Origin of the sequence: Janthinobacterium rivuli (assembly GCF_009208735.1) — a bacterium.
Taxonomy (GTDB): Bacteria; Pseudomonadota; Gammaproteobacteria; order Burkholderiales; family Burkholderiaceae_D; genus Janthinobacterium.
This window is the reverse complement of the sequence record NZ_WFLJ01000035.1, coordinates 1-11,730: the sequence shown is the minus strand read 5'-3', so window position 1 is coordinate 11,730 and position 11,730 is coordinate 1. Positions and strand designations below refer to the sequence as shown.

Sequence of the window (11,730 nt, the reverse complement as noted above, 5' to 3'; positions counted from 1 at the left end):
AGCCACACGCCGGCCAGCGCGGCGGCGCCGGCCGCGGCGACGAGCGGCAGCAGGGGCGGATACTGGCTCAGGCCGAACAAGGCCAGGCAGATGATGGCCAGCAAGTCCGACACGCGCTCGCTGAGCAGCGCCGCCAGGCTGTGCGCATGCGGCACGCCCAGGCGCGCCAGCAGCACGCCGCGCAGCGCTTCGCCCGCCTTGCCCGGCGTCACCGTCAGGGCGAAGCCGGCCAGGTAGATGCGCGCGCTGGCGCGCCACGGCACGGCGTGGCCCATGGCGCCCAGGTAGCGCTGCCAGCGGCAGAAGCGCAGACCGTAGTTGAGCAGCGACAGGGCCAGCATCAGCGCCGCCCCGCCCGCGCCCACGTGCGCGGCGGCACTGCCCAGCGCGGGCAGGCCGCCCCACAGCGAAAAGGCCAGGTAGCCGGCGGCAGCCATGGCGATGGAAAGCAGGAAGGCGCGGTAGCGCCATCCCGACAGCAGGGCGCCGCTCATGGCAGCACCCCGATGGTGACGGCCAGCCAGCTTGCCACGGTCAGCAGCAGGTGGCGGTCCGTCAGCAGGTCGTGCGCGGTATCGTTGCCCTGCGCGCGCAGGTGCAACAGAAACAGGTAGCGAAAGATGCCGTACACCACGAACGGCACCGTGTAGATCAGGTTGGCCGTGCCGTGCGTGGCGATGGTGTCGCGGCTGACCGTGTACAGGCTGTAGCTGAGCACGGTGCAGGCGGCGCTGACGGCGATGAACTGGCCCAGCATGACGCCGCTGTAGTCGTCCAGCACCCGCCGCGCGCAGGCGCCGCCCGACCCCGCGCGGGGGCCGGCGGCGGCCAGCTGCATCAGTTCCGCATGCCGCTTGGCGAAGCCGAGGAACAGGGTCACCATCAGGCCGCACAGCAGCAGCCATTGCGATGGCGCGATGCCGATGCCCACGGTGCCGACCAGGATGCGCAGCATGAAGCCGGCCGAGATGACGAAGACGTCGAGTATCACCACGTGCTTCAGGTACAGCGAATAGGCCACGTTCAGGGCCAGATAGGTCAGCAGCAGCAGCGGCACGGCCAGGCCCACGGCCGCGCCCAGGGTCAGCGCGGCGCCCGCCAGCAGCACGCAGGCGCACCACGCCACGGGCACGCTGACCTGGCCGCTGGCGATGGGGCGCCGGCTTTTCTGCGGGTGCTGGCGGTCCGCCTCGGCGTCGAGCAGGTCGTTGAGCACGTAGACGGCGCTGGCCATTGCGCAAAAGGCCAGGAAGGCCAGCGCCGCGTGCGTGGCCGTGGCGGCATCGCGCTGCGTGGCAAAGAGCAGCCCCAGCAGGACGAAGCCGTTCTTGATGTACTGGTGCGGCCGCAGCAGCCGGATCAGCGCGCGCATGGGGCGCTCCCGGTGGCGGAGGAAAAGAATGCTTGCATGTTCAGACTCCAGTTGCGTGCAAAGACCAGGGCGGGCGAGGCGGGCCCGGCCCGCCCTGGGGGAGGGGGGCGGCCTTACAGCTGGAACAGGTAGCTGAACTTGACGAACACCTTGCGTCCCGTGTGCATGTCGAGGTCGCGCGTGCGCTGCAGCAACTGCGGATTGCCGATCAGCTGCAGGTTTTCCTGGCGGTCCGTGTAGCCCGCGTACGCCGTCGTGCCGGGACTGAGCACGTAGCTGAACAGCAGGTCGCCCGTCAGGCGCTTGCCGCCCTCGATGCCCGTCAGCGCCCGGTTGGTCTTCAGGTGGCTGTAGTCGAGGATCAGGTGGGCGGCCATGAAGCGGCTGTGCTGATAGCGCAGCTTGGTGCGCGACAGCAGTTCGCGGTAGACCATGCTGCCCGGCGCCAGGCCCGCCACGCCCGCCTGCGTGCGCAAGTCGTTCCAGTACAGGGTCTGCTCGACGCGGAACTGCGCCACGGGCGTGAACTTCAGGTTGGCCGAGACGCTGCGCGCGTCGCCGAGGAAGGGCGCCAGGCCCGGTGCCGGCTGGTAGTTGATGACGTCGTTCTGGCCCACGGTGATCCAGCCCGTCAGCCAGCTCAGCCATTCAGTGCTGGCCGCCAGCGAGTAGCCGGACTTGCGGAAGTCCAGGCCCGCGTACTTTTCAAAGCCATCCAGCTTGTGCACCTCGAAGGTGGTGGCGCGTAAGCCGTTGACGCTGAAAAACGCATCGCTGGACCAGTCCTGCAGCGTGTTGTCGTGGTCCTTGGTGCCCACGGCCTTGATGCTGGGGCCGGCGCTGACGAGCCATGGCGCCTCCGGGAAGTTCCACAGGTAGGACGCCGTCTGCGTCGTCTGGCGGATGTCCGTGCGGGGTATGAAGGCGAGCGCGGGATCGAAGTCGCGCGTGATGTCCAGGTACTGGCCCGCATAGTTGAAGTTGCGGTCCGAGCGGCTCGCCTCGACGAAGGCCAGGCGGCCGCTGTGGTCGGGCAAGCCGTCCATGCTGGACTTGCTGTGCGCCAGCTGGCTGCTCAGCACCCAGTTCTCATCGATCTTGTAGCGCAGGTCGACGCCGGCCACGCGGTTGCTCTGCTGGCCGAACTTGCGGTCCGTCAACAGCACGCCCACGTTGGAATCGCCGTCGAAATCGTTCTGCACGCGGGCCACGGCGATGCGCGCCGCCTTGCCGAAGTCGCGGCTGTCGCGCGGCAGCGCTTCGCCCGGCGCCACGTCGTCCATCAGCAGGCCGCCCACGGACCAGTGGCCTTCGCGGCCCGTCAGGCGCGCGCCATAGCGCGGTTCGGCGATGCGGCGCGAAAAGAACAGGGGCTGCGGCGTGGTGAAGAAGCCCGAGTTTTCCAGGAAGAACGGGCGTTTTTCCGGGAACAGCACTTCGTAGCGCTTGTCGATCAGCACCTGCGGCTCGTCCGACTCGACTTCGCTGAAATCGGGCTTGTAGGTCAGATCGAGGGCGAACTTGTCGGCCAGCACCAGCTTGGCGTCGAGGCCGGCCTGGTTCTTGTCGTCGCGGTCCCAGAAGGTGTTGGCCGGGTCGCTGCCGTTCAGGGCGCGGCTGCGGCCGATGTAGCCGTAGGGAATCAGCTGGATGTTGCGCCCGGACGTGATCGGCTCGGCAATCTGCACGGGCGCCAGCTGCGGCACGAAGGCCGCCTGGCGCTTGGTGATATAGGGCCAGTAGGAAAACTCGTTCAGGCGCGGCACGATGCGGCCCACGGCGATGCCCCAGTTCTGCACGTCGGCGCGGTTGAAGCGCAGGCTCTTGAACGGGATGGCCATGGTGACGACGTAGCCGGTGGGCGTGATCTTGCCGTCCGACTGCCATTGCGTGTCGAAATTGAAATCGTCGCCCAGGCCTTCCGTGTGCTTGGCATCCATCTGCACGCCGTACGGGTTGGCATAGAAGCGGAACGAGCGCTGCTTGTCGTTGAAGGAGTCGATTTCCAGCTGCACCGCGTCGTCGCCGGGCAAGTCTTCGCGGCGGGCGATGCGCGCGCGCACCAGGGCCGGGTCGTCCGTGCAGACGAAGACGGCGTACAGGTGCTCGTCGTCATACGACAGGTAGGCCTTCGTCTCCAGCAGCGACGGCTCGCCGTCGCCGGGTGCGTACTGGCGGAAGCCCTTGATTTCCACGCCGGCGTCGGCCGGCACCTTGCCGATGTAGTCGGCCAGCACGGGTGCATGCGCGGCGCGGGGAATTTGCAGGCGCTCGTCGGCCAGGGCGGGAGCGGAGAAGGCCAGCATCAGGCACAGGGCGGTGCGGCGCAGCGGGGTCAGGATAGCTTGTTTCATCGTGGTTTTTCTTTCTGAATGGGGGTCAGGCGGCCGCGGGCGACGCGGACGCAGTGGTGTTGGCGCTGCCTTGCGCGGCCGGGCGGCGCAGCACGGGCCACAGCCAGAAGGCCAGGGCCAGCAGCTGGCTGGCGGTGGAGACGGCCAGCAGCAGGGGCAGGTGCTGCGGCTGCACCAGGCCGATCGGCATGACGATGGCAAAGGCCAGCCACAGCACGGCAAACGCGGCGCTGCGCAAGAAGCGATGGGCTGCAGCGCGGACCTGGCCGGCGGCCAGCAGGCACCACAGCCACAGGGCGGGGAACAGGGCGTAGTCGTCGGGCACGAAGGGACTGCGCACGGCGGCCAGGCCCAGCAGGCCGAGCCAGACGGCGGCCAGTTCCAGGCGCGAACACGCGCTGGCGCGGCGCGCCGCCAGCCAGGCCAGCGCCACCACCACCACGCTCCACAGCAGGGCCACGGCGGCCAGGTGGCGGTATTCCAGGCCATCGACGCCGAACAGCTTGAGCTTGAGCACCAGCGCCGGCACGGAGTAATTGATGGCGACCACCGCTTCCAGCCCTTCCAGCTGCATCCAGCTCCACACTTCGCCGCTGGCGATGCGCGGCATTTCATAGCCGACGAAATCGCGGAAGGGCTGGGCGCCCAGCATGGCGTAGGCCAGCGCCGCGTACAGCAGCGAGAAGGCGATGCTCCACGCCAGGGCGCGCCAGCGCTTGCAGAACAGCAGGTAGGCGCATAGCACGCCGGGGAAGATCTTGAACAGGGCCAGCGCCATCACGGCGCCGCCCGCTTCGTCGCGTCCCCGCTGGAACAGCAGCATGGCCAGCATGGCCAGGGCGATGGCGGCCAGCTGGAAGTTTCCCGTCTGCATGGTGATCAGGGTGGGCAGGGCCAGCCAGGCGGCCGGCAGCAGCAGGGCGGCGCGGCGGCCCGCGGCGCCGCCGATCCAGGCGCAGACGGCCAGCATGATGGCCATCACCAGCGCCGCGTCGACGGCGAACCAGGCGGCGCGCATGGCCACGAAGCCCGCGCCCAGGGATGCCGCCAGCTGCGGCAGGATCAGGAACGGCGGCGGGTACAGGTATTCGTCGAGCTTGAAGCGTCCCTCGTTGCCCGCGTAATGGGCGCCGTCGTAGATGTTCGCTGCGCCGGCGCTGGCCAGTTCGGACGCCTTCCAGTACGAGGAAAAGCAGCTGTGGTTGACGTAGAAGGGGTCGTACCAGATGGCCGACAGCTGCGGCTGCAGCGGGTCGGCCATGAACAGGGCCACGCCGGCGATGCGCGCCACGGTCAGCGCGGCCAGCGCCAGCCACAGCAGGCTGAGCACGGGATGGGCGCGCAGCAGGCCGTCCAGCTCGCGCGGCAGATGGCGGGCCAGCATCGGGCTCAGTCCCAGTGCGATGGCCAGCGGCAGCAGCGCCAGCGGCGACGGCGCCGCTTGCAGGGCAGTGACGGCGACGGCCGCGCAGATGCCGAAGAAGGCGCACAGCAGCAGCGCCACGGCCAGGCGCTCCCACGCGCGGCCTTGTACATGTACAGTTTGCATCAGTTACCTCCAATCAGGGTCAGGGACAGGACAACGGCGGCGATGCCCAGCACGGCCAGGGCCAGCGCGCCCGAGGCGTGCAGGACGCGCTCCTGGCGCCGCGCCCGCTGCAGCGCGTCGCCGTAGGGCATGGTGGTGTGGGCGATCATGGTGTACAGCGGCAGCCAGCCGCGCGGCCAGGCGCGGTTGAGCAGCAGGTCGAGCTTCTTGCGGGCGACGAACCACGGCGACTGCACCTTTTGCCGCAGTTCCGTGAAGTTGCTTTTTGATAATTGCGCCAGCGCATCCGTGTGCCGGCGGCGCGCCAGCTCGTAGCTGGCGAACGCCGTGGCCGTGTCGCCTTGCGCCGCATCGAGGGCGGCCATCAGGGTGCAGCAATCCTCGAACGCGGAATTCATGCCCTGGCCATAGAACGGGTACACGGCGTGGCAGGCGTCGCCCACCAGCACGGCCCAGTCGCCGAAGCGCCATGGCGCCGTGCGCGTGGTGATCAGGGTGCCCGTGGGGTGGCGCGACCACTGTTCCAGCAAGCCCGGCAGCAAGGGCAGCAGGTCGGGGAAGTACTTGGCGAACAGCGCCGTCACGTCGGCCTCGCCGCGCACGCTGGCGAAGCTGTCCTCGCCCTCGAACGGCAGGAACAGGGTCAGGGTGTGCGAGCCGTCCTGGTTCGGGTGCGAGACGAACAGGCAGTGGCTGCGCGGCCACACGTGCAGGGCCGTCAGTTCGATGGCCGAGCTGCCGTCCGTGCGCGGCGCCAGCGTCAGCTCCTTGTAGCCCCATTCCAGGTATTCCTGCTGGTAGTCGGCGCGCATGCCGTGCTGCAATTCGCGGCGCATGCTGGAAAAGGCGCCGTCGGCGCCCACCACCCAGGCCGGATGGGCCGTGATGCGGCGTCCGCCCGGCGTTTCCAGCTCCAGTTCGCGCTGCGCCTTGTCGGCGCGCAGCAAGCGGTGCTCGAAATGCAGTTTCACCTGCGGATGCTGCTCGGCCTGGTCCAGCAGCAGGTGGTTGAGCAGGTTGCGGTCGATCGAATGCAGCACTTCGCTGTCATCCTTGCCATACGCCTGGTAGCGCGTGCTGCCGTCCGGCGCGTGGATGACCCTGCCGCGCATGACGACGGCATGGGCCAGCACCTGGTCCAGCAGCCCCACCATCTGCAGCGCTTGCATGCCGCGCTTGGACAGGCCCAGGTTGATCGAGCGGCCTGCCGCGCCATCCTGGCGGCGCGGGTCGGCGCGGCGTTCGTAGACGTCCACGCCATGGCCTTGCCGCGCCAGCGCCAGCGCCAGCAGGGAGCCGGCCAGGCCGCCGCCGACGATGGCCACGCGGGCGCCCGGCGCGCTGTGGGCGGGATGGGCGGCGCTCATGCCGTCTCTCCCGCGCCGGCCGCATCGGGCTGGCCCTGGCCTGCCTGCCACTGTTCGATTTCGGCGGCCACGACGCCGTCGAGCGCCTGCTCGAAGCGCGACCAGCCCAGGCTGCCCGCCAGGCGGAACAGGTAGGCGCGCAGGTAGGCGGCCCGCACGGGTGCCGCATACGCCGCGCGCAGCAGGAAAGGCAAGTCCGAATCGACCATGTGGCGCATGGCCAGCATGGGGATGGGGCTGCGCAGGGGGCGGAATTGCGCGTTGCGCAGGCCGGGACTTTCATTGCTGGCGTGGAATTCGCCGAGCATCAGGCCCTTTTCCACGAAGTCCTTCTTCAGCAGCTGCTGCACTTCGTCGACGACGCCCGCGCCCTCGGCGCCCAGGTTGGGGAAGATCACGAGGAAGGCCTTGTTGATGGCGTCCGGGCCGCTGGTCGGTTCGGTGGCGAGGAAGAGGTCGCGGTAATACAGGATCACGCGTGAGATGCTCTCGAGCGTGGGTTCGCGCTCGGCGATCTCGGCCATCCAGATGCTGTCCTGCTCCAGCGCCACGGGGACGAAGGGGCAGACGGCGCCCTTGCGGCCCAGTTCCGGGTGGCTGCGGGCGAGGAAGGCGCGCATCCATTCGAGCACGCTGGCCAGCGCGGAATGGCTGGGATAGTCGCGCGCCACCTGGGAAACGCGCATCAGCCCGTATCCGGGGCCGTGCGCGGCGGCTTGCTTGTCGTGATGGGGCAGCGGGCATTTGTTGGGCGCCGGTGCCGTGTGCAGCATGTGTGTGTCAGTCATCTTGCTTGCTCCAGTGGGTCGATGTTGTTATCGATGTGCTACTGCATTGCGTTTTTGAAGAAAAAGCGTCCCCATAACGCTGCGTGGCAGCGCTTTTTCATTCACCTTGGTACTACCGAGAGAAAATCAGGCGGGCTGGGCGTCCCCTTCGGCCGCCGGGGGCGGCTGGGTCCACGCGTCGGGCAGCTCGTCGGCGCGGCGCAGGGCGGGGATGCTGTAGGCCAGCATGGCGACCAGGCTCATCGCCAGGCCCAGGACGATGAACATCAGGCCCATGCCGCGCCCCGCGCCCGTGCCGATCAGCTGGCCGACGGAGCCGGCCAGCGCGCCGCCCGGCATCAGCAGGGGCTCGAAGACGTGCTCGGCCAGCGGGCCCGCCAGGCAGTAGCCGACGGGCATGGCCGCTTCCGACAGCACGCGCTGGATGGCGAAGCAGCGCCCCTGCAGGCCGGGCGGCACCTTGCTTTGCCACAGCGAATCGTTCGACGCGCTGATCACGGGCAAGGTCAGGAAGAACACGAAACCGGCCGCCGTCACCAGCACGAAGGACGGCGCCAGGCCGTGCGCGGCCAGGGCCAGTCCCGCCAGCAGGGAAAAACCCAGCACGCCGTTGATGCGCTTTTTCATGCCGCCCGACGCCGCCATCAGCACGCCGCCCAGCAGCAGTCCCGCGCCGCCGATGGACATCTGCACGCCCAGCAGGGCCGGGTCGGCCATCGACAGCACCAGCGGCGTGATGGTGATGGCGGCGATGCCGAACAGGAAATTGCAGGTGCCAAACACCAGCAGCAGGCCGAACAGGCTGTTGCGCTCGCGCACATAGCGCCAGCCCGTCGCCGCTTCGCGCCACAGGCTCTGTCCTGCGCTGTCCTGGCTGCGGGGCGGGCGGGGGATGCGCGCCAGCAGCATGGCGATGAAGGCGGCGACGAAGGACAGGGCGTCGATCAGCAGCACGCCGGGCAGGCTGATCAGGCTCACCAGCACGCCCGCCAGCAGGGGACCGGCCACCTGGGCGATGGCGCCGCCCGTCTGCACCAGGCCGTTGACCCGGCTCAGCTGGCCGTGCGGCACCAGCAGGGGGATGCTCGACGCATAGGCGGGGCCGTGGAAGGCGTTGGCCAGCGCCGTGGCGCCCACGCACAGGTAGATGTGCCAGATGGCCAGCTGGCTGTGCATCAGCAGCGCCGCCAGCACCAGCTGGGCGCTGGCCGAGACGAGGTCGCAGCACAGCATGATGCGGCGCCGGTCCCAGCGGTCGACGAGGGCGCCCGCGAACGGCGCGATCAGCAGGGCCGGCACGGCCATGGCGACGAAGATCAGCGCGAACTGGGTGGTCGACCCCGTCGTGCGCAAGACCCAGATGCCCAGCGCAAAGCTGGACAGGCGCGAGCCGATGCCCGAGGTCATCTGGCCGAACCAGATCAACAGGAAGTCGCGCAAGCCCGCGTAGCGGCGAGTGGACGTGTTCATGCGCAGGCCCTTTCCTGTGGCGTGGCGCCGGCAAGGGGCAGGTAGCCCTGGCCGTGCATGTAGGAGAGGCAGGTGGCGAACAGGGCGCCGTCGGCCGGCGGGCACACCTGGCCCAGGGCGGCGGCCATGCGCTCCGTGGCGCCGCAGTCGAAGCCCGGCTCGCGCGCGTCGGCCTGCTCGGGGAACAGGGCGGCGAAGCTGGCCAGGGCATTTTCCGCGCCGCCGGCCACCGCCTGCTGCAGGGCTGCGCGCCATACGGCGTAATCGCACAGCCGCACCGGGTGGCCGGCCGCGCGCAAGCCATCCACGAGGGCGCTGGTGGACAGACGGGCGGGATTGAGGAAGTGCCAGGTGCCGCCGGCGCCATCGTCCGCCAGCACGCGGCCGGCGATGACGGCGCTGACGTAATCGACGGGTGCCATGTCGTAGCTGGCATTGGCGATGTCGGGCACGAGACCGAGCTGCACGCAGCCCTTGATCCAGCTGCTGAAGTAGTCGCCCAGGTTGGCGCTGCCGCTGCCGCTGTCGCCCGTGATGCGGGCCGGCCGGTACAGCGCCACGGGCACGCCGCGTTCGCGCGCCGCCAGGGCCAGCTGTTCCGCCACCCACTTGCTCTGGTTGTAGCCGCCCTGCTGGCTGTGCGCCGTGGGCGGCGCGTCGCTTTCGCGCACGGTGGCGCCAAGGTAGTCGGCGCTGACGTACACGCCCAGGGTCGAGACCATGTGCACGGCTTTGAGCGCGCCCGTGGTGGCCAGGCGCAGCACCTCCAGCGTGCCGCCCACGTTGGCGGGCGCCAGGCTGGCATACGGCGCGAGGAAATTGACTTGCCCGCCGTTGTGCACGATGGCGTCGGCCTCGCCGGCCACGCTGGCATAGTCATCGTCCGTCAAGCCCAGGCGGGGCGCGGCCAGGTCGCCCGGCAGCGGCGTGAGGCGCGCCGCGTAGCGTTCCTGCCACAGGCCGTAGTGCCGCAGGTTGGCGCACAGCCGCTGCGCGCCGTCGGCGGCATCGTCGGCGCGCACCAGGCATAGCAGCTGCGCGGCGCTGGCGTCGAGCAGGTCGCGCAGCAGCCAGGCGCCAAGGAAACCCGTGGCGCCCGTGACGAGGATGGCGCGCGGCGGCCCGGCCCGGCGCGGCGCCGCGCGCGCCGCATCGATGTCGGGCGGCAGCACGGCTTGCGCAGCCAGATCCAGCACGGGCGCGGCGACGCCGGCCAGCAGGTCGTCCACGACGCGCGACAGGGCGGAGATGCTGGGGGCGGAAAACACGGCCGTCAGCGGCACGTCGACGCCGAAGGCGCGCGCCAGCTGGAATACCAGCGGCAAAGTCAGCAGGGAATCGCCGCCCACGCTGAAGAATTCATCGTCCGTGCTCAGGCCTTCGCGGCCCAGCAGTTCCTGCCACACGGCCAGCATGCGCTGTTCCGTGTCGGTTGCCGGCGCGACGATGCTGCGCGCCTCCAGCTCGTGCAGCGTCTGCGTGGGGGCGGGCAGGGCGCGCCGGTCGATCTTGCCGTTGCCGGTCAGGGGCAGCGCTTGCAGGCGCTCGAAGATGGCCGGCAGCATGGCGTCGGGCAGGCGCGCCGCCAGTGCCGCGCGCAGGGCGGCGCCCGTCACGCCGGAGCCGACAAAATACGCCACCAGGCGCTTGTCGCCGGGCGCCACTTCCAGCACGGTGGCGACGGCCGCCTGCACGCCGTCGCAGGCCAGCAGCGCGCTTTCCACTTCGCCCAGTTCGATGCGCACGCCGCGCAGCTTGACCTGGTGGTCGCGCCGGCCGAGAAATTGCAGGCTGCCGTCGCTGTTCCAGCGCGCCAGGTCGCCGCTGCGGTACATGCGTCCATGCTCCTGCCCGCAGTAGGGATCGGCGACGAAGCGCTCGGCCGTCAGCGCCGGCGCATGGCGGTAGCCGGCCGCCACGCCCGCTCCGCCGATGGCCAGCTCGCCCGCCACGCCGCGCGGCGCCAGCTGCAGGTGGCGGTCCAGCACATAGGCGCGCACGCCGGGCAGGGGCTGGCCGATGGGCAGGTCGCTGCCTTCCAGGCCGGCGCCATCCACGGTGGCGAAGGCGGTGGCGCAGACGCTGGCCTCGGTCGGGCCGTAATGGTTGACCAGGCGCACGCGCTTGCCCGTCAGGCGGGCAAAGCGGCGCACCTGCTCCACGGGCACGGCTTCGCCGCCGAACATCATCAGGCGCAGGCCCGGCAGCACGCCGCCCGTGGCGCTGGCGGCGCCATCGAAGGCGTCCGTCCAGCGGCGCCACAGGGCGGCCGGCGCGTCGATGGCCGTGACGGCGTGGCGCGCGCAATACGCTGCCAGCTCCGCCGCGCCCAGCTGGTGCGGCGCGCCGTGCAGCACCAGGGTGGCACCACAGGCCAGCGCGGGGAAGATGTCGCCCACGGAGGCGTCGAACTGCAGCGGGGGGATCATCAGCAGGCGCTGGCCGGCCAGGTCGTGGACCTGGGCGAAGCCTTGCACCAGGTGCAGCACGTTGGCCTGGCTCACGCTCACGCCCTTCGGCGTGCCCGTGGAGCCGGAGGTGTAGATCAGGTAGGCGGGCGTGCCGCCGTCGATGGCGGGCGCGGTGAACGCGGCGCCGTCCGGCGGCGCATCGGTGGCCAGCACGGGCAGCTGCCCGGCAATGGCCAGCGCCTGTGCCTGCGCGGCGGGCGGCGCGACGATGGCGATGGCGCCGGCGTCGTCCAGCATGAAGCGCAGGCGCGCTGCGGGCAGGGCGGGGTCGAGCGGCACGTAGGCGGCGCCCGTGGCGACGATGGCCAGCAGCCCCACGAGGGCCTCGGCCGAGCGGTCCGCCAGCAGCGCCACGTGGC

At 70.3% G+C, this 11,730-nt stretch carries 8 protein-coding genes; all 8 read right to left on the bottom strand.

Annotation, left to right across the window (positions count from 1 at the left end):
- Window positions 1-494: lysylphosphatidylglycerol synthase domain-containing protein (locus tag GCN78_RS28530; protein WP_193316900.1), on the bottom strand; the 494-nt coding region annotated here is incomplete at its 3' end.
- A complete protein-coding gene (locus GCN78_RS28525; protein ID WP_152254705.1) occupies window positions 491-1,372 on the bottom strand; it encodes a decaprenyl-phosphate phosphoribosyltransferase in 882 nt (293 codons plus the stop codon). The genes GCN78_RS28525 and GCN78_RS28530, both read right to left, overlap by 4 nt.
- 113 nt (window positions 1,373-1,485) lie before the next feature.
- Entirely contained in the window at window positions 1,486-3,726 is a 2,241-nt protein-coding gene (locus GCN78_RS28520; protein ID WP_152254704.1) for a carbohydrate binding family 9 domain-containing protein, read from the bottom strand.
- Window positions 3,727-3,751: 25 nt separating this feature from the next.
- Window positions 3,752-5,275: a glycosyltransferase 87 family protein gene (locus GCN78_RS28515; RefSeq protein ID WP_152254703.1), complete on the bottom strand. Its 1,524-nt coding sequence runs from the start codon at window positions 5,273-5,275 to the stop codon at window positions 3,752-3,754.
- Window positions 5,275-6,642 carry an FAD-dependent oxidoreductase gene (locus GCN78_RS28510; RefSeq protein WP_152254702.1) on the bottom strand — a complete coding sequence of 456 codons (1,368 nt, stop codon included), beginning with the start codon at window positions 6,640-6,642 and terminating at the stop codon, window positions 5,275-5,277. Before GCN78_RS28510 ends, GCN78_RS28515 begins: the two co-directional genes overlap by 1 nt.
- On the bottom strand, window positions 6,639-7,430 hold the full coding sequence (locus tag GCN78_RS28505) for a DUF6875 domain-containing protein (protein ID WP_152254701.1): 792 nt from the start codon (window positions 7,428-7,430) through the stop codon (window positions 6,639-6,641). The genes GCN78_RS28510 and GCN78_RS28505 overlap by 4 nt, the downstream gene beginning before the upstream one ends.
- Before the next feature lie 126 nt (window positions 7,431-7,556).
- Entirely contained in the window at window positions 7,557-8,900 is a 1,344-nt protein-coding gene (locus GCN78_RS28500; protein WP_152254700.1) for an MFS transporter, read from the bottom strand.
- The coding region (locus tag GCN78_RS28495) for an amino acid adenylation domain-containing protein (RefSeq protein ID WP_152254699.1) at window positions 8,897-11,730 on the bottom strand (2,834 nt) is incomplete at its 5' end. The genes GCN78_RS28495 and GCN78_RS28500, both read right to left, overlap by 4 nt.

Excerpts from the sequence above, each read along its gene's own strand:
- GCN78_RS28525 (WP_152254705.1), bottom strand. The coding sequence starts at position 1,372 with ATGCGCGCGCTGATCCGGCTGCTGCGGCCGCACCAGTACATCAAGAAC.
- GCN78_RS28520 (WP_152254704.1), bottom strand. The coding sequence starts at position 3,726 with ATGAAACAAGCTATCCTGACCCCGCTGCGCCGCACCGCCCTGTGCCTG.
- GCN78_RS28515 (WP_152254703.1), bottom strand. The coding sequence starts at position 5,275 with ATGCAAACTGTACATGTACAAGGCCGCGCGTGGGAGCGCCTGGCCGTG.
- GCN78_RS28510 (WP_152254702.1), bottom strand. The coding sequence starts at position 6,642 with ATGAGCGCCGCCCATCCCGCCCACAGCGCGCCGGGCGCCCGCGTGGCC.
- GCN78_RS28505 (WP_152254701.1), bottom strand. The coding sequence starts at position 7,430 with ATGACTGACACACACATGCTGCACACGGCACCGGCGCCCAACAAATGC.
- GCN78_RS28500 (WP_152254700.1), bottom strand. The coding sequence starts at position 8,900 with ATGAACACGTCCACTCGCCGCTACGCGGGCTTGCGCGACTTCCTGTTG.